The following is a 26057-nucleotide window of genomic DNA, read 5'->3' as shown; positions in this document are numbered from 1 at the left end:
ACACATGATGCGTCGCTTGGCAGAGGGCGGGGCGTCCTGCTAACGCGTGACGCTCAATGGCCAGCAATCCCGTCGACCCCATCATCGATGCCCCGTTCGACAGTGCGCTGTCCGAGCGGTATCTCGTCTACGCGCTGTCGACGATCACCGCGCGTTCGCTGCCGGATGTCCGCGATGGGCTGAAGCCGGTGCACCGTCGCCTGCTCTGGGCGATGCGGCTGCTGCGGCTCGACCCGGCCAGCGGTTACAAGAAATGTGCGCGCGTCGTCGGCGACGTGATCGGCAAATATCACCCGCACGGCGACCAGTCGGTCTATGACGCGATGGTTCGCTTGGCGCAGACCTTCGCGCTCCGATATCCGCTGGTCGACGGGCAGGGCAATTTCGGCAACATCGACGGCGATAACGCCGCCGCCTACCGCTATACCGAAGCCCGCCTGACACAGGTCGCGATAGACCTGATGGCGGGGCTGGACGAGGACGCGACCGATTTCCGCGCGACCTATAACGGCGAGGAGCAGGAGCCGGAGCTGTTCCCCGGCATGTTCCCGAACCTGCTGGCGAACGGCGCCGCCGGCATCGCAGTCGGCATGGCGACGAGTATTCCGCCGCACAACGCCGCCGAATTGCTCGACGCCGCGGTCGCGCTGATTGACAATCCGCAGGCGAACGTCCTCGATTACGTCAAGGGACCGGACTTCCCGACCGGCGGCCTGGTCGTGGACAGCCCCGCCGCCATCGCCGAATCCTACGCGACCGGTCGCGGCGGCTTCCGCGTGCGGGCGCGCATCACCGTCGAGCGCGAGAAGGGCGGCGGCTGGTATCTGGTCGTCAGCGAAATCCCTTACGGCGTGCAGAAGGGCAAGCTGATCGAGGGCATCGCGGCGCTCATCACCGACAAGAAGCTGCCGATCCTGGGTGACGTGCGCGACGAAAGCGACGAGGAAATCCGCATCGTCATCGAACCGCGTGCGCGCACGGTCGATGCCGACACGCTGACCGAGAGCCTCTATCGCCTTACCGATCTCGAAACGCGGGTGCCGCTTAACCTCAACGTGCTCGACAAGACGCGCACGCCTCGGGTGATGTCACTCGGCGAAGCGCTGGCTGCATGGGTCGAACATCAGTTCGTCGTGCTGCGTCGCCGGTCCGAACACCGGCTCCAGAAGATCGCCGACCGGCTGGAACTGCTCGGCGGCTACATCATCGCCTATCTCAACCTCGACCGGGTGATCGAAATCATCCGTACCGAGGACGAGCCCAAGCCGGTGATGATCGCCGAGTTCGAACTGACCGACCGCCAGGCCGAGGCGATCCTCAACATGCGGCTGCGCAGCTTGCGCAAGCTGGAGGAGATGGAGCTGGTCCGTGAGCGCGATGCGCTGACGAAGGAACAGGCCGGTCTGGTCGACCTGTTGGCGAACGAGGGCAAGCAGCGGCGGCGGCTCAAGGGCGATCTGCGCAAGATCCGCGATCGCTACGGTCCTGAGACGGCCTTGGGCGCCCGCCGCACGACGATCGCCGAAGCCGCCCCGGCCCGTGTCATCCCGCTGGAGGCGATGATCGAACGCGAGCCGATTACCGTCATCCTGTCGCAACGCGGCTGGATTCGCGCGATGAAGGGGCATGTCGACCTGGCGTCGGCGGAAACCATGAAATTCAAGGAGGGCGACGGCCCCGCCTTCGCCTTCCACGCGCAGACCACCGACAAGCTGCTGCTCGCCGCCGCAACGGGGCGGTTCTACACGCTGGGCGCGGACAAGCTGCCTGGCGGGCGTGGTTTCGGCGAACCGGTGCGGTTGCTGATCGAACTGGACGGCAGCGTGCAGATCATCGCCTTCCTGCGTGCATCGTCGTCGGATCGCCTGCTGGTCGCGGCGACCGATGGCCGCGGCTTCTTGGTCAAGACCGCCGATACGATCGCGGAGACGCGCAAGGGCAAGACGGTGATGACCCCGCGCGCGGGAGCGATGCTGTCGCTGGTGAAGCCGGTCCATCCGGAGGATGATTACGTCGCGGCGATCGGCGATAATCGCAAGATGCTGGTCTTCCCGCTGTCCGAACTGGCCGAATTGTCGCGCGGGCAGGGTGTCCAGCTGCAACGCTACCGCGACGGTGGCTTGTCGGATGCGATCACCTTCCGCTTCGACAAGGGGCTGACCTGGGCGATGGGCGGCGAGGCGGGGCGGATGCGGACGGAAAGCGACCTGACGCCGTGGCGTGCGGCGCGCGGAGCCGCCGGGCGGATGCCGCCGACCGGTTTTCCCCGTGACAACCGGTTTCAGGGCTGAACGAATCCAACCTAGTTTAGAGGGTCTTAACTAGTGCGGCCTAGTCAGGCTGCAATGTTGTTCCGCAAGGCCCGCGTGCCCATTCCCGTCAATGCCGGGCCGTCGTCGGACGTGGCGGACGGCGCGCGCGCGCATGGCCCGGCCATGTCGGCCCGCATGATCGACCTGCTGCCCATCCCGGCGGTCATCGTCGTCGCGCGGAATGAAGCGCTTGATTTCGAAGCGATCAACCGCCCGTTCCGCCAGGCGGGACTGGGCACCATCGCTGCCGAATCGCCATTGGTGCGCCTGCTCGGTGCGCGGATCGTCGCGTTCCTGGCGTCGGACGAGACGCATCAGGAATTCAACTGGCAAGTTGGCGAGTCGATCGACGCGCAGCACTTCCGCGTGATGCTCGCCCGTCGCGCGCAGACCCGCGGCGACGGACGATGTCTCGTCAGCCTGGTCGACCAAACGCCCGAACAGCGCACCCAGACCAGCCTGCGCCGCGAGATGTTCTCCGACAGCCTCACCGGTCTCGCCAACCGCGGCGGGTTTGAGGAGCTGATCGATTCACAGGTGACGACCGCCAACGCGCGGTCGCATGCGGTGATGATCGTCAATCTGGCGCGGTTCAGCCGCGTCAACGCCTGCCTTGGCTCGCTCGCCGGCGACGAGCTCCTGATCTCGGTCGCGCGTCGGATGAAGGGGGCCTTGCGCGGACGCGACACGCTGGCACGCATCGGCGGCGACGAATTCGCGATCCTGATCCAGACCGACGACGGCGTGCTCGACGCCGACCATGTCGCGCGCCGCATCCAGGCCGCGCTGTCGACGCCGTTCCGTCTGTCGGACTTCGAGATTCGCGTCGACTGCTCGATCGGCATCGCGCTCGGCACCGACGAGATCGCCGAGCCCGAAGACCTGATCCGCCACGCGCAGTTCGCGGTGAAGCGCGCCAAGCAGACGGGGGACGTCGAACTCTACGAACGGTCGAGCTACGACATCGTCCGGACCCATTTCGGGATCGAGACGCGCCTGCGCCGCGCGATCGAGAATGGCGAGATGCAGTTGGCGTTCCAGCCGATCTGCGACCTGTCGACGGGGCGGATCATCTCGTTCGAATCGCTCGCGCGCTGGGCACCCGACGACGTCCCCGTCTCGCCAGTCGATTTCATCCCGGTGGCGGAGGAATGCGGGCTCATCGTCCCCCTCGGCCGCTGGGCGATGGATGCGGCCGCGCGGACGATCGCCGAGTGGGACGCGCAGGCCGGCGGCCCGTGCGGCGCCAACGTGGCGGTCAACATTTCGGCGATCCAGTTGCAGCGCGACAATGTCCCGGCGATGGTCCGCCACGCGCTGGAGACGAACGGCGTCGACGGCAATCGCTTTACGCTGGAACTGACCGAAAGCGCGATCATCGGCGACCCCGACGGCATCTCCAAGACGCTTCAGGCGCTGAAGGATCTCGGCTCGCGACTGGCGATGGACGATTTCGGCACCGGCTATTCGAACCTCGCCTACCTCCAGCGGCTGCCGATCGATATCCTGAAGATCGACCGCAGCTTCATCACCGGGATGCTGGCCGACCGCGACAAGGTGGCGATCGTCCGGGCGATCCTCAGCCTGGCGCAGGCGCTGGGCATGCAGACGACCGCGGAGGGCGTCGAGAGCAACGACCTCGCCCAGACGCTCGCCGCGCTGGGCTGCACTTACGGGCAGGGCTATCTCTACTCGCAGCCGCTCTCCAGCGCCGCCGCTTTCGACTATCTCGCGTCGCGCAAGGCCTGAGCGACTTCGTCGTCGACGAGCCCGTCGACATTCGCGGGAAAGCCCAGGGCGATCCAGCGATCCTCGATCCGGCGCAGCAGGCGCGCGACCTCCGGCCCCTTGCCGATGCCGCGCGTGACGATGGCTCCGCCCGAAACCGGCAGTCTGGGTGGCGTCCAGCCCTCCGGCAGGCGCGCGTCCGCCCCGGCGATCAGCAGCCGATCCTGCGCGCTGTCGATCCCGACCCGATAGGCCAGCGCCTGCGCGCCTTCGCTGCTCGCGCCCAGACCGGCGGCTTCGAGCCGCTTGCGCTCTGCATTGGACAGCTTCAGCCGCGCCCCGACCTCGACCGCCGCGTCGTGACCGATCAGCGCGGCCAGGCGGCGGATGGCGTTGGGGGCGATCTGTTGCCCCGCCTCGGCATCGGCAAGCCGGGCAAGCCGGCCGATCCCCGCGGCATCGACTTCGGGCAGGACGGGGCGGAAGATGCCGCGGTCGTGCATCAGTCGCACGACACCGACCGCATCGCGCGCGACCAGCAGCTTCAGCAGTTCGTCGCGAATACGTTCGCGCGACAGGGCCATCAGGTCGTTGGCGCGATCGGAGCAGGCCGTCAGACCCTCCGGATCGGGCGTATCGCCGAAGCGGGCGAGGAACCGGAAGAAGCGCAGGATGCGCAGGTGATCCTCCGCGATCCGCTGGCGCGCGTCGCCGATGAAGCGGATGCGGCGCGCGTCGAGATCGGCGAGGCCGTCAAAATAGTCGAACACCTCGCCGGTCACCGGGTCGGCGTAGAGCGCGTTCATCGTGAAATCGCGTCGCGCGGCGTCCTCGCGCCAGTCGTCGGTGAAGGCGACGGTCGCATGGCGGCCATCGGTCGCCACGTCGCGGCGCAGCGTGGTGACCTCGACCGGGCCGCTTTCGATCACGGCGGTGATCGTGCCATGGGCGAGACCGGTCGGCACCGCCTTGATGCCGGCGCGGCGAAGGCGATGCATCACGTCCTCCGGATCGTGGCGCGTCGCGATGTCGAGGTCGGCGACCGGGATGCCGAGCAACGCATCACGCACGGCGCCACCGACGAAGCGCGCGTCCGCACCGCCGCCCAGCGCGTCGATCAGCTCGTCCAGACCGGCACGATGGCGCCAGTCGATGTCGGGAAGGGTCACCATTTCAACTGCTTCGAGAGATTGACGAGCATCGCCGCGGTTGCGCCCCAGATGGTTTCGCCCTGCCAGTCGATACGGGTGTAATGCCGCTCGCGTTCCTTCCACATTGCGGTTTCGGCGCGGTGATTGGCGGGGTCGAGGACGTAGGCCAGCGGCGCTTCGAAGACCGCGGCAACCTCCGCCTCGGACGGGGTCAGCGGCAGGTCGGGCGGAACGGTGGCGATGACGGGCGTCACGCGGTATCCGGTGCCGGTGCGATAGGGCGAAACCGTGCCGACGATCGTGACCGCGTCGCTCGGCAGGCCGATTTCCTCGCGCGCCTCACGCAGCGCGGCGGCGACGGCGTCGGCATCCTCCGGATCGATCCGGCCGCCGGGAAAGGCGACCTGTCCGGCATGGGCGCGCAGCGTCTCGGTGCGGCGGGTCAGGATCACGCCGGGCTCGGCGCGGTCGGTGATCGCGACCAGCACGGCGGCTTCGGTCGCCGGCGGAGCGCCCTCCAGTTCCAGCGCGTGGAGATCACCGGTCAGCAATTCGGGCGTCCCGGCGGCTCCGGCATCGAGCGCGGCGCGCAGCCGCTCGGCAAGCGTCATGCCGGCTCCAGCGGGAAGAATACGCCGTCGCTCCACACGCCCGGCGGCGTATCGTCGCCCTCGATCGCGAGGTTGGCGAGATCGTAATAGAGCGGCCGGGCGATCAGCGCGTCGAGCCCGCCGCGGATCCGAACATAGGGATGCGGGCCATCGGCCTTGCTTTCGAAGCGCAAGGGATGATCGGGGCCGGCGATGACGATATCGCCGACGTTGGTCTGGAAGGCGATGCGGCCGGCCTCCGCCTTCATCTTCACCGCGACGAACGGCGCATCGTCGACCGCGATGTCGAGCTTCTCGCCCGGATTGACGAGGACATAGCCGCCATTTGCCTCGCGCCGCAGGATCGTCGCGAACTTGCGGACCATGTCCTTGCGGCCGATCGGCGAGCCCTGATGATACCATTGCCCGTCCGACGCAATCCGCATCTCGCTGTCGCCGCAGTGGCTGGTGTTCCAGCGTTCGACGGGAGCGGGGGACCGGGTCGCGATGTGCGCGGCGACCTCATCCATCGACATAGCGTCGAGATCGGGAAGCGGCGGCATCGGCATGCCACCCCTTTGGCAAGCTAACGCGCGGGAGGGAAGGGGGAGTTGCCTATCTGTGCGCCGGCGCAGGCCGGAGCAGGATATGGTTCAGATTGGTTGAGCCACACGTCCATCCAGCCGTTCGCCCTGAGCTTGCCGAAGGGCCGCCCTTCTTCGTGCTCTTGCTTACGAAGAAGAAGGCCAGTGCTTCGACAGGCTCAGCACGAACGGAAATTCGGGGAGGATCAGATCTCGTATTCCGGTCGCCACTGCGGCTCGTCATAGGCCGGTCGGCGGGCGCCGGGCTGGCGGGACACCATCTTCGAATAGAGCGCCTTCACCGTGTTGCTGCCGGTGCGCTCGAAAAAGTTCGGCAGGACCGCGTGGACCATGCAGGCGAGGCCGCCGGCGATCATCTTTGCGCCGAAGCTCGATGCCACGCCGAAATGCTCGACATAGGTTTCGCCCACGCTCTCGGGATGGGCGCGGAACCAGCGGTGCAGGGGGCCATGGTTTGCCATGGATCAGCCATAGCGCAGACGGGTCGCGAACGGAACCTTAGAGCGTGATGACATGGTTTTGAACCATCGAGATTGCTCTGAGCCGTTCGTCGGCGAGGAGCGACGCGCAGCGCGGGCTGGTGGCCCCGCGCAAGCGTTGCGACGACGTCCGGCGGACGGCTCAGAGCAACCGCTTCGCGGCGGGCCGATTTTGGCCTGTGGAGTCGTCCCTCGTCAGTCACGGGGGCAAAGCCCCGTTCCATCCTCGCTCCTATCCACCGACCAAAATCGGCTCCGTCACGATGGGTCAAAACCATGTCATCACGCTCTAGTCGCGGCTGACCGAGTCGATCAATCGCCCGCCGGCCATGAATACCGCGATCGGGCATAGCGCGAACAGCAGCCAGCCACCGACGCCCGGATAGGTGTCGAGATAGCGCATCCCGCGCTCCACCGCGCCGACGCCCAGGCCGTAGATGACGAGGAAAGCCTCGAACTTGGTCTTGATCGTGAACAATCGGGTGATGCTCTGCCACATACCCGACAATCAGCAAGTCCCGTGCCAGCGGCGGAAAAGCGTTAATCGCGTGTTACCGGACGTAGTTAACTGTCAAGTAACCCGACAGTCTCCAGCGTCTCGAACAGGGCGCGGCGGGCGTCCTCGATCTCTCGGATCAGGCGGGCGTCGCCGATCGCGTCGTAAGCGATCGCCTCGGGCCACAGCCTCCGGACGACGGCGGCGATCCGGTCGAGCTTGGCCTCGTCGACCAGGAAGCGCGGGTCGACGGTCGCCGGATCGGCAACGACGCGCAGACGCAGGCAGGCGGGACCACCGCCGTTCGCCATCGATTCGCGCACATCGACCACCTCGACCCGACGGATCGGACCGTTGCCGGCGACATGCGCCTGAAGCCATGCCCAGACCGATGGCGTGTCGCGCGCCTCGCCGGGCACGATCAGCGTCATCGTCCCATCGGGCAGCGTCACCAGCTGGGCGTTGAAGAGATAGGAGGAAATCGCGTCGCTCAGGCTGACCGCAGACGCGGGGACTTCGACGATCTCGACCTCGGGCAGGCGCGCGCGCAGATCGGCGTAGAGCGCGTCGCCGTCCTCGAACGCTTGTTCGTGCGCGAACAGGACGCGTTCGTTCGCCACTGCGACGACGTCGTTATGGAAGGCGCCGGCAGCGATGGCGGCATCCGACTGACGGGCGAAGATCGCGTTTGCGACTCCATGCTGCCGCGCAATGGCCTCGCTCGCATCGCGGTGCTGGCGCGCGGGAAAGGGGCCGCCAGCGATGCCGTAGACGAACACCTCGACGCCGGGGCTCCCGTGCTCCGCGCACAGCCGCATGTGATTGGCGGCACCCTCGTCCCCGAATGGCGGCGGGACGGGGGCGTGGATCGCAAAGGCCGGGTCGGCGAACGCCATCCGCAGCTGGGCCAGCGTCGCCGGCCATTCATGACTGCGATGTGGCATGGTGCCGAGGTTCGCGACGCTCAGGTGACAGCGCCCGTCCGCGGTATCGGGCGCGGGCGAAACCGTCGCCGCATTCGCCGCCCACATCGCCGAGGCCGACAGAGCCTGCGCCTTCAGATGCGGGGGAGCGCTCGCATAGTCGGTCGCCAGGCTCGCCAGCCAGCGATGGTCCGGGCGCGGATGCGGCAGCAGGATGCCCTGGTGCAGCCCGAGCTTCAGATTGGCGCGCATCTTCTCGATGCCCTGCAACGCCGCCGCGCGCGGGTGGGACGTCGCGCCGGCGTTCTTCGTCGCCGCCAGATTGCCGTGGCTGAGCCCCGCATAATTGTGGCTCGGCCCGACGATCCCGTCGAAATTGATTTCGACCAGAGCCATCAGCGTTCCACCTCGGTCAGCACGTCGCCGACGCCGACCCCGAGCGCCGCGGCGCTGGCCGGGTCGATCGTGCCGTCGCCGACCTCGCCCAGCGTTACGCGGAAGTCGCGCAGCCGTCCGGTCGCGATGAGCGAGGGCACGCCGCCCTCCGCCACGCCGGTCAGCTCGAAATCGCGTGCCTCCCGCACCGTCTTCACCTGATCGGTCCGCGCCGTCATCGTCGGCCCGCCGTCGAAGATATCGACGTATTTTTCGTACGCGAAGCCTTCGTTTTCCAGCATTCGCATCGCCGCGCGGCCGGAGGGGTGGGGCAGGCCGATGACGCTGCGCGCGCTTTCCGACAGCATCGCGATATAGACCGGGTGCTTGGGCATCAAATCGGCGATGAACTGGTTGCCATGGACCGCATTGAACTGGTCCGCCTCCTGAAAATTCATGCCGAAGAAGCGGCCGGCGACGCCGTCCCAGAAAGGTGACCCGCCCGCTTCGTCGATGATCCCGCGCAACTCCGCCAGCACGCGGTCGCCGAAGCGGCTGCGGTGGTTGCGGATAAAGAGGTAGCGCGCACGGGCGAGCAACAGGCCCAGCCCCCCGGCGCGCTCGCCCGGATGCAGGAACAGCCCGCCGACCTCGCTCGCGCCGCCCAGGTCGTTGACCAGGTTCAGTATCTCCGCGCTGAACGTGCGGCCCAATTCCTCGCTGCGCTTGGTGATGGTGCCGATGCGATAGCTGTAGAACGGCCAGCGCTGGCCGACGTGCGGGAAAATCTGGCAGGTGCCGCGAACCTCGCCCGTGTCCAGATTTTCGAGCACCAGCACGAACAATTCGTCTTCGATCGTGTCGGCGTCGCGGTCGAAGGCGGCGTGGCTGCGCTCCAGCTTGGCGCGCAGCGCCGGCTTCTCGGGCGGCAGGTTGGTGAAGCCGCCCCCGGTCAGCTTCGCCATCTCGTACAGCGGTTGCAGATCGGAATCGCGCGCCGCGCGGATGACGTAGCTCACGCGAGCCCCCCTTCGATGATACGCAGGATCGTGACCGCCGACAGCCCGGCCCGCTCGGCCAGGCTGTCGGGGATCAGAAATTCGTCCGCCGAATGGATCGCACCGCCGCGCGGCCCCATCGTGTCGACGACCGGCACGCCGCAGGCAGCGATGTTGTTGCCGTCGCACACACCTCCGGTCGGATTCCAGCCGATCGGGATGCCCAGATCGGCCCCGGTCGCGCGGACCAGGCCGAACAGCTTTTCGGCGCCCGCGTCCAGCGACTTGGGCGGCCGGTTGAAGCCGCCGTGAACCTCGATCGCCACGTCATGCTCGGCCGAGACCATCGCCACTGCGCTGTCGAGGTGCGTCCGCGCTCGCACGACGTCATCGGGCAGGGCGGGGCGGAAGTTCACACGCAGAATGGCGAGGTCGGGGACGACATTGTTCGGCCCGCCGCCGTCGATCCGTGCCGGATTGACCGACAACCGCGGCCCGTGCGCGGCCTTCAAACGTACCGCCAGCGCGGCAGCGGCGACGATCGCGTTGCGGCCATCGTCCGGGTTACGTCCGGCGTGGGCGCTCTTGCCGCGCACGACCAGCGAGAAATTTCCCGTCCCTGCCCGTGCCCCCGCCAAGCCGCCGTCGGCGAGCGCGGGTTCATAGGTCAGCGCCGCGATCTTGCCCTGTGCCAGCTCGGCGATCAGCGCATTGGACGAAAAGCTGCCGGTTTCCTCATCGGAATTGATGAGAACATCGTAGCCGAAATCCCTGATTGAGCTCGCTTCGACCGCCTCCAGCGCAGCAAGCATGACCGCCAGCCCGCCCTTCATATCGGCGACACCGGGACCGTTGATCCGGCCATCGGGCAGGCGGGCGATCGCCTGAAACGGATGATCGGCGGCATAGACCGTGTCCATATGACCGGTGAACAGCATCCGCCGCGCCGCCCCCGGCCGGACGCGAAGGACGAGGTGGCGGCCGTGCGCGATCGCCTCGACCCGGCCGTCGACAGTTACCCGTTCAGCCGGAGCGGGATCGACCAGCGTGATCTCGCCGGGCAGGGTGGAGAAGGCATCCGCAAGCATCTCCGCGACCTGCGCCAGCCCCGCCAGATTGCCGGTCCCGCTGTTGACCGCGCTCCACGCCAGCGTGCGATCCAGCATCGGGGATGCAGCGGCGCGTGCGACGGCGGCGGTCTCGAGGGCGGTCAGGGACATGGGCGTCAGTCTAGCCCAGAACGGGGGCAAGGCCGCAACCCCTGGTAACAATTGTTACCAGTCCGCCGCCATCGTTAGAACGCGTAGACCAGCGACGCCCGGCTGGTCGTATCGGTGTTCACGCGACCCGCCGGCGGCCGGCTTTCGTAGCTGACCGCATAGGACATTTGCGCCGATAGCGGCCCGAACAGCTTGGCCGCCAGGGCGGTCCGCGTGGTCACCGTCGTATTGAGGTTCTGGACATAGGCCGACGCATCCTGGCTGAGCGTCACGCCGCTCGCCAGCCTCCAGTCGAAATCCAGATTGCCGCGCGCGCCGAGTTCGCTTTCGGTCGTGAAGTCGGTGAAGGCCGTCCGGCGGAAGGACGGGCCGAGTTCGATATCGAGCGTCACCGCTCGCGAGCGGATCGCGGTATAGCCCGCCCCGGCCGACGCCGAATAGCGCGAGAAATAGCCGAGGAACTTGTCCGCCTCATATTGCGCGGCACCGTACGCGTAGAGCCGGTCGTCGATCTTGTAGTTGGGTTCGTAGGACGCGAGATAATGTTCGCGCGTCGTCTGGCCCAGGCTCTCCTGATACTCGCCCAGCAGCCTGAGCTTGTGCCGCCACTGAAAGCCCTCGCGCGTGACATCCGCCGCCGCCGTCAGACCGACGTTGCGGGTGTTGCCGGTCGTGTAGAAGCCGCCCAGCTCCACCCGTCCACGCACCAGGTCGAAGAAGCCCGAGTCCTGAAGCGTCCGCGTTGCCGCCGCACTGCGCGCATCCTTCCAAGCGCCGGCGATACGGCGGATCGCTTCGGCACTTTCGGGGGCGGCAGAAGCGGCATATTTAGCGATCGTCTGCACCTCCGCCTCGCTGCCCGAAGTCATCGCCGCGTCGAGCATCGCCTTGATCGGATCGGGGATCGTTGCCGGCGCCGGCGACGTCTGGGGCGCGGCTGGATCGGCGTTGGCGAGCAGCAGCGGCAGGAGAGGAAGCAGGGCGGCACGCATGGGTCGACCCTCTACCAGCAAACGGGCGATTTTACGGCTTCGGCCGGGCGTGGCGGCGGAGCGGTTCGTCGAAGGCGGCGAGCACGGCCTCATAGAGGTCGCGCTTGAACGGCACGATCATCGCGGGAAGCTCGGCCGGCTCGGCCCATTTCCACGCGCGGAATTCGGGGTGTGCGGTCTGGATGTTCACATCCGTATCGGTGCCGGAGTAGGCGAACAGGAACCACCGCTGGCGCTGTCCACGCCACTGGCCCCGCCACAGCTTGCCGATCAGTTCGTCCGGCAGGTCGTATTGCAGTTCTTCCGGCGCCTCGGCGATCAGCGTCAGATGTTCGGGCGCGATGCCCGTTTCCTCGCCGACCTCGCGCAGGGCTGCCGTCAGCGCATCCTCGCCCGGATCGATCCCGCCCTGCGGCATCTGCCATGCCTCCAGCGTCGAATCGAGCCGCTGTCCGACGAACACCCGGCCGTCGCGGTTCAGGATCATGACGCCGGCACAGGGGCGATAGGGCAGGTCGGACATGGCGGGGCTCCGGCTGGCGGGGGCGGGTTCGGACGCCTACCTAGGGAGCGTGATCGCCGTCGTCCATCACCCCGACTATGTCGCCCCGGTCGTCCGCGGCGGCGGCCCGAGTAAGAATGCCGCCGTCCGTGACCTGTTGCTCGCTCATGGATCGCGCATCGAGTGGCACGCGCCCGAACCGATGCCCCGTGCCTGGGTGGAGGCTGTCCATGACGCCGATTACGTCGCCGAAGTCGCCGAGGCGCGAGTGCCTGCGGTCAAGGAGCGCCGCATCGGCTTTCCCATCGACGCTCTGGTATCCCGCCGCGCGTTCGCGGTGCCGGGCGGCACCTATCTGGCGGCGCTGTTGGCGGAAAAGCACGGGTTCGCCGCCAATACCGCAGGCGGCAGTCATCATGCGCTGGCCGATACGGGCGCGGGTTATTGCGTGTTCAACGACCTCGCCATCGCTGCCGTCCGGCTGGCGGAGGAGGGGCGGCGGGTGCTGATCGTAGACTGCGACGTCCATCAGGGCGACGGCACCGCCAGCCTGACCGCGGGCCGCGTCGACGTCGCGACCTATTCGATCCACGCCGAAAAGAACTTCCCCGCGCGCAAGGCCCGTTCGAGCCTCGATGTCGGCCTGCCCGACGGTGTCGACGACGATGGGTATATGGCCGCGCTGGAAAGCTCGCTGCTCCCGCTGTTGGCCGATTTCGCGCCCGACCTGATCCTTTACCAGGCCGGAGTCGACCCGTGGGAAGGCGACCGCCTCGGCCGCCTTGCGCTGACGCGCGATGGTCTGGTGCGACGCGACCAGTGGATCGCCACCCTTTCGCGCGACCGGGGCCTGCCGCTCGCGAGTGCGCTGGGCGGGGGATATGGAACCGACATGGGCGAAATCGCGGAGCGGCACGTCGCGTCGATCCTCGCGCTCGGATCGGTGTTCGAAAAATAGAATTTTTCAGAGAAGGCGCGAAGCCGCAAAGAAGTCGGGATCGTGTTATCCGCGTCAACGCCCGTCTCGTCGGCATAGGACAAATGGTTTTCGACCAACCCTCTTCGCGCCTTTGCGCCCTCTCTGAACAAATCTTCTTCCATTCGGCGGAAGGCTTCGGGATCGGCGCCGATTTCCAAAATTATGTCGGTGATTGAAACGCCTCCGGAACGGGGCGGGCATCGCGCGCGTATCCCGAATGATGCCTGACCCCGTGATCCTCTGGCTGCGCCAGGACCTCCGCCTTCACGATCAACCCGCCCTCGTCGCCGCTGCCCATGAGGCGGCGGTGATCCCGGTCTATATCCTGGACGACGATGCGCCGGGCGATTGGGCGATCGGGGGTGCGCAGCGGTGGTGGTTGCATCATGCGCTCGATGCGTTCGGCAAGGCGCTGAAAGACAAGGGATCTCGCCTGATCCTTCGGCGCGGCGATGCGGTGAAGGAACTTCACAAATTGTGTGAAGACACCGGTGCAAGCCAAATCCACGCCATCCGTCACTATGAACCGTGGTGGCGCAAGGCCGAGAAGGCGCTGGGCGACCGGCTGTGCCTGCACGACGGCAATCACCTGGCACCCATCGAAGAGGTGACGACCGGGTCCGGCGGGCTGTTCAAGGTCTATTCGTCGTTCTGGAAGGCGCTCGCGACCCGCATGCCGCCCGAGGATCCGTTGCCCGCCCCGCGATCGATCCCGGCGCCATCGAAATGGCCGAAGTCCGATAGCCTAGCCGACTGGAAACTTCTGCCGACCAAGCCCGACTGGTCCGGCGGCTTCGATAGCTGGACGCCCGGCGAGGCGGCAGCGCGGGAGGCGGCGAAGGATTTTGCCGACCGCGTGAATGCCTATGACATCGACCGCAATATGCCCTCGATCGACGGCAGCTCGCGATTGTCGCCGCACCTCCACATGGGCGAGATTTCACCGCGCGATGCCTGGCACCTCGCCGGCGGCGGCAAGGCGGCGCTCACCTTCCACAAGGAACTCGCCTGGCGCGATTTCACCAGCGGCGTGATCCTCGATCGTCCCGACTATGCCGATGCCAACGGTCGCCCGAAGTTCGACCAGCTCAAGTGGCGTCGTTCGCCTGAGGACCTGAAGGCATGGCAGCAGGGGCGCACCGGCTACCCGATCGTCGATGCCGGCATGCGCCAGCTGTGGACCAGCGGATGGATGCACAACCGCGTCCGGATGATCACCGCCAGCTTCTTGATCAAGCACCTGCTGATCGACTGGCGTGAGGGCGAGCGCTGGTTCTGGGATTGCCTGGTCGATGCCGACTTCGGCAACAACGCGGTCAACTGGCAGTGGGTCGCCGGTACCGGTGTCGACTCGAACATGTGGGGCCGCATCATGGCGCCGCTGGTCCAGTCGGAGAAGTTCGACGCCGCCGGCTATATCCGCGAATGGGTGCCGGAACTGGCCAAGCTGCCCGACGCCGCGATCCATGATCCCGAAACCGCCGGCTGCCGGCCCGCGGCCTACCCCAAGCCGATCATCGGCCACCGCGAGGCTCGCCAGCGGGCGCTGGAGGCCGGGCGCGCCGCGCGCTGACCTTGCCGCCCGCGCGCCGTACGCTATGCGGGCGCGGATGCACGGTACACGGCACGACAATCGCGGGCGCAAGGCGGCACGCAGGGGAGGAGCGACGGCAGGCCGTATCTTCGCGGCGGTCGGGCGACGCGTGCTCGACCGGGTGGATCGTGGGCTGGCCGAAGGCGCGATCGATGCGACATTGCCCGATGGCACTCACCGACGCCTGGGCGGACGGGCACCCGGCCCCGAGCCGATCGTCCATGTCCGGAGCTGGCGCGCGCTCTGGCGGCTGGCAACCGGCGGCTCGGCCGGTTGGTATGAGGCGTGGGCGGCGGGCGACTGGGCGAGCCCCGATCCGGTTCCGTTGTTCGATCTGTTCATGCGCAACCGCGCGTCGCTGGGCACCACCGCCCGCGCGGCGGCATGGTCGCGCGGGCTGCGGCGCCTGCGGCATTGGCTGCGTCGCAACGCGCCCGAGCAGGCGCGGCGCAACATCGCCTATCATTACGACCTGGGGAACGACTTCTACGCGCCCTGGCTCGACGCGAGCATGACCTATTCGAGCGCGCTGTTCCCGCGCGACGGCATGACGCTGGAGGACGGGCAGGCGGCCAAGCTTGCCGAAATCCTGGAGCGCACCGGTACGCGCGACGGTGAGACGATCCTGGAGATCGGCTGCGGCTGGGGCTCCTTCGCCGAGGCCGCGGTGGCGGGCGGGCGGCAGGTCCATGGCATCACCCTCTCGACCGAACAGCGCGACTATGCCGCCGCGCGCGTACCCGATGGCGCCCGCTTCACCCTGACCGACTATCGCGCAGTCACCGGCACCTATGACGCCGTCGCCAGCATCGAAATGGTCGAGGCGGTCGGGCGCGAATATTGGCGCGACTACCTCCGCCTGATTGCGCGCGTGCTGAAGCCCGGCGGACGCGCGGCGCTTCAGCTCATCACGATCGATGACGCGATCTTCGAATCTTATGCCGGCAATGTCGACTTCATCCAGCAATATGTCTTTCCCGGCGGCTTGCTGATCTGCGAGAGCGAGTTTCGCGCGATCGCCGCCGAGGAGGGGCTGGCCTGGCACGACGCCCGTGCGTTCGGCATCGACTATGCCGAGACGTTGCGCCTCTGGCGCGAGCGGTTCGACGCCGCCTATGCCGACGGTCGCTTGCCGGCCGAGTTCGGACCGGATTTCGTGGACTTGTGGCGCTATTATCTGATGTATTGCGAAGGCGGGTTCCGCGGTGGCGGCATCGACGTGCTGCAGGTGACCTTGGTGAAGGAGGGGGCATGAAGGGCTGGATGATCGCGGGTGCGCTGGCACTTGCCGGATGCGCGCAGACGCCGCCGGTGGCACCGCCCCCCGCCGCCGAAACCGCGCGGTTGCAGCAGGTCGGCGCGGCCGTGCTCTTCTGGTCGCAGGCGGAGCGCGATGCGAACTTTCCGCACATGGAGCGCATCTTCCCCACGCACGAGGTGAAGACCGGCCGCCGCGTGCGCCCGCTGCCCGACGGAACCCCGCTGCCGATCGCCGCAGCGGAGGTCGACGCCTTCATCGCCGCGCAGAACATCGCCGGTTTGATCGTCGTGCAGGACGGCAAGGTGCGGCTCGAACGCTATGCCCGCGGCCTGACGCGCGAGGGGCGCTGGACCAGCTTCTCGGTCGCCAAGTCGTTCACGTCGACATTGGTCGGCGCCGCGATCCGGGACGGCTATATCAAGTCGGTCAACGAACCGGTGACGCGCTACATCCCCGATCTCGCCGGCAGCGGCTATGATGGCGTGACCATCGCACAGCTGTTGACGATGACGTCGGGCGTGCGCTGGAACGAGGATTATACCGACCCGAAATCCGACGTCGCGCGCATGTTCACCATGTCCGTGCCCGCCGGCCAGGATCCGACCGTCGCCTATATGCGCACGCTGCCCCGCGAGTCCGCGCCGGGCACGAAATGGGTCTACAAGACCGGTGAGACCAACCTGATCGGCGTGCTCGTCCGCAACGCCACGAAGAAGCCGCTCGCCGACTATCTGAGCGAGAAGGTCTGGAAGCCCTATGGCATGGAAACGCCGGCGGCCTGGATGATCGACCAGACCGGCAAGGAAGTCAGCGGCTGCTGCCTGTCGGTGTCGTTGCGCGACTATGCCCGGATGGGCCAATTGGCGATGGAGGGCGGGCGCGGGATCGTGCCGGCGGGCTGGTTTGCGGACGCCACCGCCGCCAAGGCGCAGACCGGGCGACCGGGATACGGTTACGGCTATCAATGGTGGACCTATCCCGAGGGGCGATTCGGCGCGCAGGGGATCTTCGGCCAGTCGATCCTGATCGATCCGTCGCGGCGGATCGTGATCGCGATGGTCAGCGCCTGGCCCAGGGCGACCGGCGCGGAGCCGTCGGCGGCGCGGGCGGCGTTTCAGGCGAAGCTGATCGGGGCGGCGGTGGCTCGATAACCCGAGTCGTCATCCCCGCGAAGGCGGGGACCAATAGTCGCTGAAGGTGGTGAGACTCACTGCGGTCAGCCAGAATTTATCCCCGCCTTCGCGGGGATGACGATGGTGGGCGCGGGACAACGTAAGAGATGAGCGGACTCAGCCCACCCGCACGAACGCCCCCGTCTCGAACTCCTCGCCCAGCAGCGCCAGGATGCGCTCCGCGACGACCTCCGGCGCCTTGACGCTGGCGGGGTCTTCGCCCGGATAGGCGCGGGCGCGCATCTTGGTCCGCGTGGCGCCGGGATCGACGATCGCAACGCGCGTCTTGCTGAGCGCCTTCACTTCCTCGGCATAGCTCAGCAGCAGATTCTCGAATGCCGCCTTGGACGCGCCGTACATGCCCCAATAGGCGCGCGCGGTGCGGGCGACGCTGGAGGTGAGGCCGATCACCCGCCCATGCGGCGAGCGGCGCAGCATCGAATCGAACGACCCGATCAACGCCGCCTGCGCGCTCACGTTCAGCGTCAGCGTCTTGGCCAGTTCTTTGGGATCGAACGCCGACACCGGCGACAGCGAGCCAAGCTGCGCCGCATTCAGCACCAGAACGTCGAGCGCGTCCCACCGCTCGCCGATCGCCGCCGCCAGCCGCGGGATGCCGTCGCTCTCCGACAGGTCGAGCGGCGCGATCGTCGCATGGCCGCCGGCTTGGTGAATCGCGTCTTCGACCGCTTCCAGCCCGCCGGGCGTCCGCGCGGTCAGGATGACGTGCGCACCCGCCTTGCCAAGAGCGAGGGCAGTCGCCGCGCCGATCCCGCGGCTGGCCCCGGTGACGAGCGCCAGCCGGCCGGCGAGGGGAGTGTCGGTCATAAGCTTAGAATCCGTATGAAGTGGCTCAGCCAACCCGCTCTTCGAGCAAGGCAAACTGGTCGACGGGCGTCCCGCTCTCGTCCTGATCGGTCAACGGGGTGGGATAGTCCCCGGTGAAGCAGGCATCGCAGAACCCCGGCTTGACGCGGGGCCGGCCCTCGCTGCCCAGCGCCTTGTACAGGCCGTCGATGCTGACGAAGGCGAGGCTGTCGGCCTGGATATAGGTCCGCATCGCTTCCAGATCGTGGGTCGCGGCCAGCAGCTTCGAGCGTTCGGGCGTGTCGACGCCGTAGAAGCAGGAATGGCGCGTCGGCGGGCTGGCGATGCGCATGTGCACCTCCGCCGCGCCGGCCTCGCGCATCATCTGCACGATCTTCAGGCTGGTCGTGCCGCGAACGATCGAATCGTCGATCAGCACCACGCGTCTGCCCTTGATCAGTGCGCGGTTTGCATTGTGCTTCAGCTTGACGCCCAGATGCCGGACCTTGTCGCCTGGCTGGATGAAGGTGCGGCCGACATAGTGCGAGCGGATGATGCCGAGTTCGAACGGCACGCCCGATTCCTGCGCGTAGCCGATGGCGGCGGGCGTGCCCGAATCGGGGACGGGGATGACCAGATCGGCATCGGCCGGCGATTCGATCGCCAGCTGCGCGCCGATCGCCTTGCGCACGGAATAGACCGAATGCTCGTCCGCGATCGAATCGGGGCGCGAGAAATAGACCCATTCGAAGATGCAGGGCCGTGCGGCCTGCGGAGCGAAGGGGCGGTGCGAGCTGATCTCGGTGCCCTTGACGATCACCAGCTCGCCCGGCTCGACCGAGCGGAGGAATTCGGCGCCGACCACGTCGAGCGCGACCGTTTCGGAGGCGAAGATGACGCTGTCGCCCAGCTTGCCCATGACGAGCGGACGGATGCCCAGCGGATCGCGACAGGCGATCATCCCCTCGGGCGTCATGCAGATCAGCGAATAGGCGCCTTCGAGCTGCTTGAGCGCGTCGATGAACTTGTCGATCAGCGTGCGGTAGCTGGACGTCGCGACCAGATGGATGATCGTTTCGGTGTCCGAGGTCGACTGAAAGATCGAACCCGATCGGATCAGGTCGCGACGGATGCGCATCGCGTTGGAAATATTACCGTTATGCGCGACCGCGAAGCCACCGCTGGCCAATTCGGCATAGAGCGGCTGGACGTTGCGCAGCGATGTCTCGCCGGTCGTCGAATAGCGGACATGCCCGCAGGCGGTATTGCCCGCCAGCGCACGGATCACGTCGTCGCGATCGAAGTTCCCCGCGACATGGCCCATTGCGCGGTGCGTATGGAAGGCGCGGCCGTCCCAGCTGGTGATGCCGGCAGCTTCCTGCCCGCGGTGCTGGAGCGCGTGCAGGCCCAGCGCGACGAGTGCGGCCGCACCCTCCGCCCCGGAAACACCGAAGATGCCGCACTCTTCGCGCAGCTTGTCGTCGTCGAACGGATGGGTCGTGAGCATCGGGGCCTTCGCATGAGCGGCTGGTCGGTCCGACGGCGCATATAGGCGCGTGTCGCGGGATTGTCATGCATCCGACGTTCGGCCCGGCGCGTTTGGCCGGTGAGGAGATGGATGATGGCCAAGGACCACGGTGCGCAGATCAAGGACGACAAGCTGTACGAGGACCTGCGCGACGAGGGCATGTCCAAGGAAAAGGCCGCCCGCATCGCCAATGCGAAGGCCGCCGGCACGCTCGATCACGACAGCTCGCATCTCGAGGATCGCACCAAGGCGGAGCTGTACGATGAGGCGAAGGAGATCGGTATCGAGGGTCGATCCGACATGTCGAAGGACGAATTGGTGAAGGCGATTCGCGGCCACAAGTGATGGCTGGTTAACACGGCGGTGACGGGTGCGGTGCCAGAGACGGTCCATGTCCCGCCCGACCCTTGCCGCCGCCCTGATCGTCCGCAACGAGGCGCGGTGCCTGAAGCGGTGTCTGGACAGTGTCGCGCCGTGGGTCGACCGGGTCGTCGTTATCGACACCGGATCGACGGACGAAAGCTGCGACATCGCCCGTGCCTGCGGTGCGACCGTCGCGACGTTCGATTGGATCGACGACTTCGCCGCTGCCCGCAACCGGGCGCTCGAACAGGCCGATGCCGACTGGACGCTGGTCATCGACGCCGATGAGTGGATCGCGTCCGGGGGCGAGAATCTGCGCGACTGGTGTGACGGTTCCGACCGCATCGGCGTCGTGGCGATCGACAGCGATACGGCGAATGCGGGTGTCCATCGCAACTGGATCAGCCGTCTGGTGCCCCGCGGCGTCCGCTTCGTCGGGCGCGTGCACGAACAGCTGGATTCGTCCCTGCCGCGCGTGCGGGCGCCGCTCGCGCTGGGCCATGACGGCTATGCCGCCGAGCGCCTGTCGGCCAAGAGCACGCGCAACCGCCCCCTGCTGCTGCTCGCACTTCAGGAGAGGCCGGACAACGGCTATCTCCTCTATCAGCTCGGCCGCGATGCCGAGATCGCCGGCGACCTGGCTGCAGCCTGCACCTGGTATGCCCGCGCCCTCGTCGCGACTCCGCGCGAGGCGAATTGGCGGCATGAGCTCGTCCTGGGCGCGATCTCCAGCCTGACCGCGGCCAAACGGTTCGATGACGCGGTCGCGCTGGCCGACGCCGAGTTTCCATATTGGCAACGGTCCCCCGACTTCTTCTTCGTGCTCGGGAATCTGATGCTCGACCGGGCGGTGGCGGACCCTGCGCAGGCGGTGAGCGACTGGCTGCCGCTGGCGCAGGGCGCGTGGGAGCGCTGTCTCGCGATCGGCGATCGACCCGAACTGGAAGGCAGCGTGGCGGGGCGGGGAAGCCATCTCGCGCGGCACAACCTCGCCCTGATCGCGCCGATGCTGGGACACCGCGCTGCCTGATTGAGTGTGAGCGCCGAGTCGCCGTAGAAGGCGCCATGACCTCCTCCCGCGAAACCGGCCCGACCCTTGACCCCAAATATGACGCCGCCGGCCTGATCACCGCGGTCGCGACCGATGCCGCGACTGGCGAGGTGCTGATGCTGGCGCATATGAATGCCGAGGCGCTGGCCGCGACGATGGCGAGCGGGGAGGCGACCTTCTGGTCCCGATCGCGTGGTCGGTTGTGGAAGAAGGGCGAAACCTCCGGCCACGTCCTGCGCGTCGTAGAGGCGCGAATCGATTGCGATCAGGACGCGGTCTGGCTGCGCGTCGAGCCGCATGGACCCGCCTGCCACACCGGCGCGCGCAGCTGCTTCTATCGCCGGATCAAGGACGGTCGACTGGTCGCCGACGAATGATCCTCCGCGTCGTCGCGTCGGTCGTCCTGCTCGCCGCGCTGGCCAGTTGTCCGCGTAGCGAGCCGCGTGTGCGTGCGTTGGCCGAGCCCGATCTGGAAACCGCCGCCATCCTGCGCGGTCTGGTCCGCGATCCCGCCGAGAGCGACATCGCCGGGCTCTATGCGCGCAACACCGACCGCATCTGCATCGTCCGCCGTGATGCGGGCTACCGGCTCGGTGCGACGGTCGACTATGGCGAGGGGATTGGATGCAGCGCGGCGGGCGAGGTGTCGCGGTCGGGCACGCGACTGAGCGTCCGGCTGAGCGACACCTGTCGGTTCGAGGCGGCATTCGACGGTGACCGCATCGTTTTCCCGGCGATCCTGCCGGACGGCTGCGCCTCCCTCTGTCGCAAGCGGGCGAGCTTCGGAGCGGTCGACGTCGCCCGATTGAGCGCGTCTGGCGCCGAAGCCGCAACGATGCGCACTGCCGATGGCCGTCTCCCGTGTTCTTGACGTTCACGTAAAGGGAAGTTATTTTGGCGGGTATGTCGAGACACGCTCCAGCCATCGCGCTTGCGCCGATCCCGGACCGGCAGGATCGCCAGCAGTTCACGATTTCCGACCTGTCGGACGAGTTCGACGTGACGGCCCGCGCGCTGCGCTTCTACGAGGATGAAGGGCTGATTGCGCCTGAGCGCCGGGGGCTTCAGCGCATCTATTCGCACCGCGACCGCGCGCGCCTGGCGTGGATTTTGCGCGGCAAGCGCGTCGGCTTCTCGCTCGCCGAAATCCGTGAGATGATCGACCTCTACGACATCGGCGACGGCCGTCAGGTCCAGCGCCAGGTGACGCTGGAGCGCTGCCGCGACCGTATCGCGGTGCTGGAACAGCAACGCCACGACATCGACGCCGCCATCGCCGAGCTTCAGGAATTTATCGACCTCGTCGAAACCACCGTTTCAAAACAAAAAGACTGAACCGAGAGGACGCCCATGCCCCAGTATACGCCGCCCGTGCGCGATACGCGCTTCGTACTCGACGCCGTCGTCGGCCTCGATCGCTACACCAACTCGGCCGGCTTCTCGGCTGCGACGCCCGACACGGTCGACGCGGTACTGGAAGAAGGCGGGCGCTTCGTCGCCGAGGTGCTGTTTCCGCTCAACCTGTCGGGTGACCAGCAGGGGTGTACCCGCCACGCGGACGGCTCGGTGACGACGCCGGAGGGCTTCAAGCAGGCCTATGCACAGTTCGTCGAGAGCGGCTGGGGCACGCTGAGCGCGCCCGAGGCGTTCGGCGGGCAGGGGATGCCGCACGTCGTGTCGACGGCGTTCCAGGAATATATGATTTCCGCCAACATGGCGTTCGCCATGTATCCCGGCCTCGCCCACGGCGCGATCGCCGCGCTGGTCGCCAAGGGCTCGCCCGAGCAGCAGGCGAAGTATCTGCCCAAGATGGTGTCGGGCGAATGGGGCGGCACGATGAACCTGACGGAGCCGCAGTGCGGTACCGACCTCGGCCTCATCAAGACCAAGGCCGAGCCGCAGGCGGATGGATCGTACAGCATCACCGGCACCAAGATCTTCATCTCGGCCGGCGAACATGACCTGACCGACAACATCATCCACCTGGTCCTCGCCAAGACGCCGGGCGCGCCCGACAGCTCGAAGGGGATTTCGCTGTTCGTCGTGCCCAAGGTGATGGTGAACGACGACGGGTCGCTCGGCAAGCGCAACGCCGTCCAGTGCGGGTCGATCGAGCACAAGATGGGCATCCACGGCAACGCGACCTGCGTCATGAACTATGACGGGGCGAAGGGCTGGCTGGTCGGCGAGGAGATGAAGGGCCTCGCCGCGATGTTCATCATGATGAATGCCGCGCGTCTTGGCGTGGGCTTGCAGGGTCTGGCGTTGGGTGAGACCGCGTTCCAGAACGCCGTGCAATACGCCAAGGACCGCCGCCAGGGCCGCGCGCTGACCGGTCCGGCCGAGCCGGGCGAGAAGGCCGACACTTTGTTCGTCCACCCCGACGTCCGCCGCATGCTGATGGACGCCAAGGCGAAGATCGAGGGCCTGCGCGCGCTGTGCCTGTGGGGCGGGCTGCAGGTCGACCTGGAGCACAAGGCCGAGGACGATGCCGAGCGCCAGATGGCGGCCGACCTGATCGGCCTGCTGACCCCGGTCATCAAGGGCGTCGGCACCGACTGGGGCTATGAAGTCGCGACGCAGGCGCAGCAGGTCTATGGCGGCCACGGCTATATCGTCGAATGGGGCATGGAACAGTACGTCCGCGATGCCCGCATCGCCCAGATCTATGAGGGCACCAACGGCGTCCAGGCGATGGATTTGGTCGGGCGCAAGCTGGCGCAGAATGGCGGCCGTGCGGTGCAGGCGTTCTTCAAGCTGGTCGCGCAGGAATGCGCTGCGGCGAAGGCGAACGACAAGACTGCGGATTTCGCGGGTCGTCTCGAAAAGGCGCTCGGCGAGCTACAGGCCGCGACGATGTGGTTCATGGCCAACGGCATGCAGAACCCGAACGCCGTCGGCGCAGGCGCGTACAGCTATATGACGCTGATGGGCCTCGTCTCGGTCGGCTTGATGTGGCTGCGCATGGCTGACGCCGCTGCGCGGATGCTGGCGGCGGGCGAGGGCGATGCGAAGTTCCTCGAGGCCAAGCTGGTCACCGCGCGCTTCTACGCCGAACGCATCCTGCCGGACGCGGGTGCGCTGCGTCGCAAGATCGAGGGCGGCGCGGACGCGGTGATGGCGCTGGAGCCGGAGATGTTCGCGGCGTGAGACTGTAATTCATACCCGTTCGTGCTGAGCGAAGTCGAAGCACCGTTCTCCGATACGCCCGCGCCTCTCGCGGCACGGAGTACGGTGCTTCGACAAGCTCAGCACGAACGGACTATTACCTGTCGTACTCCTCCCGAGAGCGGGCCAGGGCTTACTTCTCGTCCGCCTTCAACGGCACTTTCCCTGGCAGTGGCGAACCCGCCGGCGGATTGGCGCCCGTCATGGGAACCGGCGCCGCAACCTCGCCCTTCCGCCTCACGCCCGTCAGCGGGTCCGGCCCGGTCGGTTTCGTCACCGTCGCTCCGGGCGCAGCACCGGCGATCGCCCGGAGCGCGCTGCCCGGCGTGGCGTCGTAGCTGAAATTGGTCGGCGGCGGTGGCGCCATGGTGATCGACACCTGCGCCTTCATGCATTCGGCCGGCGAGGCGCGCTTGAACTCGCCGCAGTTCCACAGCGCCTTCTCGAACCCGAACGCCCGGTCGCGTAGATAGCTGAAGCCCATCGCGCGCTGCTGCACCGGCGTGATCGGCAGGGCGGCGGGGGTGCCGGCGAGCGCGCTCCACGCCATGAACTTGCAATAGGGGCGGTCGCCGCAGGTTCGCATGGCGAGCGCGGGATATTGATCGGGCGACAGCTTCGGGTCGAGCGACACGAGGAAGGTGTTGGTGTCCTGCTCCAGCCCGGTCGGCGAGATCGCGGCCTCGCCCAGCACCGTCGGATCGAGTGTCGCGGTCGTCATCCCGGCGGCCTCGGCGGCGGTGCGATGCGCTTCGGACAGACGGGCGAGCTGCGGAACGATCGGCTCGACCCCGCCATAGGTGCCGCGGAACGCCGGTGGCGTGCCCCACCAGCCGCTCCAGCGAAAGAACAGGTGGGTGTCGACCGCGACGATCTTGTCGAGGCTGCTGCTCCAATAGGGCACGACCCAGTCGGTATGATAATGTGTCGCATGGCCGACCCGCTTGTCGACCGTTCCGTTCAGCGCCATCCGCGCGACGGCGCGCGCGCGCTCCCATGCCGCCGGATTGACCGCGCGCATCATCGCGCCGTCGCAGGTGAAGGTGAACTGGCAGCCGGTCCGCCGCTCGGCGCCCTGGAACACGACGCCGCACACCGTCTTCGGAAACGCCGGGTGGCGGACGCGGTTGATGACGACCTGGACGACCGCCTTCTCGCCGCCGGCGTCGTCGCCGGCTTCGTAGATCGCCGCGGCCGCGAGACAGTCGAGCGCGCGCGCCTGGCTTTCCGGCGTGCCGGTCAGCCGGAACGGGCGCGCGGCCGGATTCGGGTCGGTCGAGAAGGGGACGGTCGCGTTGAACGCGCGCGCGTCCTGGGGTGCGAGATCGATATAGTCGGCGGGTTCGACCGTCGGCACTTCGGTCTTCGGCACGACGCGCTGCGGACGTGCGGCAATCGCCTTGGCCACGGGCGACAGCTTGGGTGTCGTCCGCACGATCGCCAGCGGCACCGCGATCGCGAGAAGCGCGAGCAGGGCGAGAACGGCCGCGATCCAGCGCGGGACGGGGGGATTGGCTGTCTGGGAAGTCATAGCGGGCGCGCGGCTATAGCGCGGTTCGGGCCGGATGCGAAATCTGCCGCGATCCACTAAGCTTGCAGCCATCATCCCGGCGAAGCCTCGACCTATGCGAGCCCATGCCAGTGCTCCCGCGCAGGCGGGAGCCTAGGGTCATAAGCTACTCAGCCCATTGTCTTGCTTGGCTCTGGGTTCCCGCGTGCGCGGGAACACGGGTGGGTTTCGGTCAAGTACGGAGACATTCCGA

Annotated in this window: 25 protein-coding genes; 12 read left to right on the top strand and 13 right to left on the bottom strand. The window is 67.3% G+C overall.

What is annotated here, in order from left to right:
• Positions 1–56 precede the first annotated feature (56 nt).
• Positions 57–2291: a DNA topoisomerase IV subunit A gene (gene parC, locus ACFSC3_RS15145; protein WP_380941262.1), complete on the top strand. Its 2235-nt coding sequence runs from the start codon at positions 57–59 to the stop codon at positions 2289–2291.
• Positions 2292–2447: 156 nt separating this feature from the next.
• Positions 2448–4061, top strand: a complete 1614-nt coding sequence (locus ACFSC3_RS15140) for a putative bifunctional diguanylate cyclase/phosphodiesterase (protein WP_380941480.1) — start codon at positions 2448–2450, stop codon at positions 4059–4061.
• Here ACFSC3_RS15140 and ACFSC3_RS15135 read toward each other — a convergent pair.
• From ACFSC3_RS15135 to ACFSC3_RS15090, 10 genes are all read right to left on the bottom strand, one after another.
• The gene (locus ACFSC3_RS15135) at positions 4037–5212 is read right to left on the bottom strand and encodes a CCA tRNA nucleotidyltransferase (RefSeq protein WP_380941261.1); all 1176 of its coding nucleotides are present in this window, start codon (positions 5210–5212) and stop codon (positions 4037–4039) included. The genes ACFSC3_RS15140 and ACFSC3_RS15135 overlap by 25 nt on opposite strands.
• Positions 5206–5802 carry a CoA pyrophosphatase gene (locus ACFSC3_RS15130; RefSeq protein ID WP_380941260.1) on the bottom strand — a complete coding sequence of 199 codons (597 nt, stop codon included), beginning with the start codon at positions 5800–5802 and terminating at the stop codon, positions 5206–5208. The genes ACFSC3_RS15135 and ACFSC3_RS15130 overlap by 7 nt, the downstream gene beginning before the upstream one ends.
• A complete protein-coding gene (locus ACFSC3_RS15125) occupies positions 5799–6350 on the bottom strand; it encodes a DUF1285 domain-containing protein (RefSeq protein ID WP_380941259.1) in 552 nt (183 codons plus the stop codon). The genes ACFSC3_RS15130 and ACFSC3_RS15125 overlap by 4 nt, the downstream gene beginning before the upstream one ends.
• A 221-nt stretch (positions 6351–6571) precedes the next feature.
• Entirely contained in the window at positions 6572–6847 is a 276-nt protein-coding gene (locus tag ACFSC3_RS15120; RefSeq protein WP_380941258.1) for a DUF6356 family protein, read from the bottom strand.
• 307 nt (positions 6848–7154) lie between these two features.
• A complete protein-coding gene (locus ACFSC3_RS15115) occupies positions 7155–7364 on the bottom strand; it encodes a hypothetical protein (RefSeq protein WP_380941257.1) in 210 nt (69 codons plus the stop codon).
• A 65-nt stretch (positions 7365–7429) separates the two neighbouring features.
• Positions 7430–8680 carry an N-succinylarginine dihydrolase gene (locus ACFSC3_RS15110; protein WP_380941256.1) on the bottom strand — a complete coding sequence of 417 codons (1251 nt, stop codon included), beginning with the start codon at positions 8678–8680 and terminating at the stop codon, positions 7430–7432.
• Positions 8680–9678 carry an arginine N-succinyltransferase gene (locus ACFSC3_RS15105; protein WP_380941255.1) on the bottom strand — a complete coding sequence of 333 codons (999 nt, stop codon included), beginning with the start codon at positions 9676–9678 and terminating at the stop codon, positions 8680–8682. Before ACFSC3_RS15105 ends, ACFSC3_RS15110 begins: the two co-directional genes overlap by 1 nt.
• Entirely contained in the window at positions 9675–10877 is a 1203-nt protein-coding gene (locus tag ACFSC3_RS15100; protein WP_380941254.1) for a hydrolase, read from the bottom strand. The genes ACFSC3_RS15105 and ACFSC3_RS15100 overlap by 4 nt, the downstream gene beginning before the upstream one ends.
• 74 nt (positions 10878–10951) lie before the next feature.
• Positions 10952–11869, bottom strand: coding sequence for a DUF481 domain-containing protein (locus ACFSC3_RS15095; protein ID WP_380941253.1), 918 nt, complete (start codon positions 11867–11869; stop codon positions 10952–10954).
• Between the two features lie 31 nt (positions 11870–11900).
• A complete protein-coding gene (locus ACFSC3_RS15090) occupies positions 11901–12392 on the bottom strand; it encodes an RNA pyrophosphohydrolase (protein WP_380941252.1) in 492 nt (163 codons plus the stop codon).
• A 49-nt stretch (positions 12393–12441) separates the two neighbouring features.
• Here ACFSC3_RS15090 and ACFSC3_RS15085 point away from each other — a divergent pair, with 49 nt between their 5' ends.
• The 4 genes from ACFSC3_RS15085 (at position 12442) to ACFSC3_RS15070 (ending at position 17356) form a co-directional block, all read left to right on the top strand.
• On the top strand, positions 12442–13329 hold the full coding sequence (locus ACFSC3_RS15085) for a histone deacetylase family protein (RefSeq protein ID WP_380941479.1): 888 nt from the start codon (positions 12442–12444) through the stop codon (positions 13327–13329).
• 241 nt (positions 13330–13570) lie between these two features.
• On the top strand, positions 13571–14923 hold the full coding sequence (locus tag ACFSC3_RS15080; protein WP_380941478.1) for a cryptochrome/photolyase family protein: 1353 nt from the start codon (positions 13571–13573) through the stop codon (positions 14921–14923).
• A 37-nt stretch (positions 14924–14960) separates the two neighbouring features.
• Positions 14961–16199: a class I SAM-dependent methyltransferase gene (locus ACFSC3_RS15075; protein ID WP_380941251.1), complete on the top strand. Its 1239-nt coding sequence runs from the start codon at positions 14961–14963 to the stop codon at positions 16197–16199.
• On the top strand, positions 16196–17356 hold the full coding sequence (locus tag ACFSC3_RS15070; RefSeq protein WP_380941250.1) for a serine hydrolase domain-containing protein: 1161 nt from the start codon (positions 16196–16198) through the stop codon (positions 17354–17356). The genes ACFSC3_RS15075 and ACFSC3_RS15070 overlap by 4 nt, the downstream gene beginning before the upstream one ends.
• 138 nt (positions 17357–17494) lie before the next feature.
• Here the strand turns inward: ACFSC3_RS15070 and ACFSC3_RS15065 are convergent, their stop codons facing one another.
• Positions 17495–18205 (bottom strand): SDR family NAD(P)-dependent oxidoreductase, encoded by a 711-nt coding sequence (locus tag ACFSC3_RS15065; RefSeq protein ID WP_380941249.1) that lies wholly within the window; start codon positions 18203–18205, stop codon positions 17495–17497.
• Between the two features lie 25 nt (positions 18206–18230).
• Positions 18231–19691 carry an amidophosphoribosyltransferase gene (purF, locus tag ACFSC3_RS15060; RefSeq protein WP_380941248.1) on the bottom strand — a complete coding sequence of 487 codons (1461 nt, stop codon included), beginning with the start codon at positions 19689–19691 and terminating at the stop codon, positions 18231–18233.
• 114 nt (positions 19692–19805) lie between these two features.
• Between purF and ACFSC3_RS15055 the strand changes: the two genes are divergently transcribed.
• From ACFSC3_RS15055 to ACFSC3_RS15030, 6 genes are read left to right on the top strand one after another with little or no spacing between them, the layout of a single operon-like run.
• Positions 19806–20057 (top strand): DUF7218 family protein, encoded by a 252-nt coding sequence (locus ACFSC3_RS15055; RefSeq protein ID WP_380941247.1) that lies wholly within the window; start codon positions 19806–19808, stop codon positions 20055–20057.
• 46 nt (positions 20058–20103) lie between these two features.
• The gene (locus ACFSC3_RS15050; RefSeq protein WP_380941246.1) at positions 20104–21105 is read left to right on the top strand and encodes a glycosyltransferase; all 1002 of its coding nucleotides are present in this window, start codon (positions 20104–20106) and stop codon (positions 21103–21105) included.
• Positions 21106–21140: 35 nt separating this feature from the next.
• Positions 21141–21503: a phosphoribosyl-AMP cyclohydrolase gene (hisI, locus tag ACFSC3_RS15045; protein ID WP_380941245.1), complete on the top strand. Its 363-nt coding sequence runs from the start codon at positions 21141–21143 to the stop codon at positions 21501–21503.
• Positions 21500–21997, top strand: a complete 498-nt coding sequence (locus tag ACFSC3_RS15040) for a hypothetical protein (RefSeq protein ID WP_380941244.1) — start codon at positions 21500–21502, stop codon at positions 21995–21997. The genes hisI and ACFSC3_RS15040 overlap by 4 nt, the downstream gene beginning before the upstream one ends.
• A gap of 32 nt (positions 21998–22029) precedes the next feature.
• The gene (locus ACFSC3_RS15035) at positions 22030–22461 is read left to right on the top strand and encodes a MerR family transcriptional regulator (RefSeq protein WP_380941243.1); all 432 of its coding nucleotides are present in this window, start codon (positions 22030–22032) and stop codon (positions 22459–22461) included.
• Positions 22462–22476: 15 nt separating this feature from the next.
• Positions 22477–24276 carry an acyl-CoA dehydrogenase C-terminal domain-containing protein gene (locus tag ACFSC3_RS15030; RefSeq protein WP_380941242.1) on the top strand — a complete coding sequence of 600 codons (1800 nt, stop codon included), beginning with the start codon at positions 22477–22479 and terminating at the stop codon, positions 24274–24276.
• A 151-nt stretch (positions 24277–24427) separates the two neighbouring features.
• Here the strand turns inward: ACFSC3_RS15030 and ACFSC3_RS15025 are convergent, their stop codons facing one another.
• A complete protein-coding gene (locus tag ACFSC3_RS15025) occupies positions 24428–25825 on the bottom strand; it encodes a cell wall hydrolase (protein ID WP_380941241.1) in 1398 nt (465 codons plus the stop codon).
• Positions 25826–26057: the final 232 nt, after the last annotated feature.

Source organism: Sphingomonas floccifaciens (assembly GCF_042681125.1).
Classification (GTDB): domain Bacteria; phylum Pseudomonadota; class Alphaproteobacteria; order Sphingomonadales; family Sphingomonadaceae; genus Sphingomonas; species Sphingomonas floccifaciens.
This window is presented reverse-complemented; position numbering and strand designations above follow the sequence as displayed.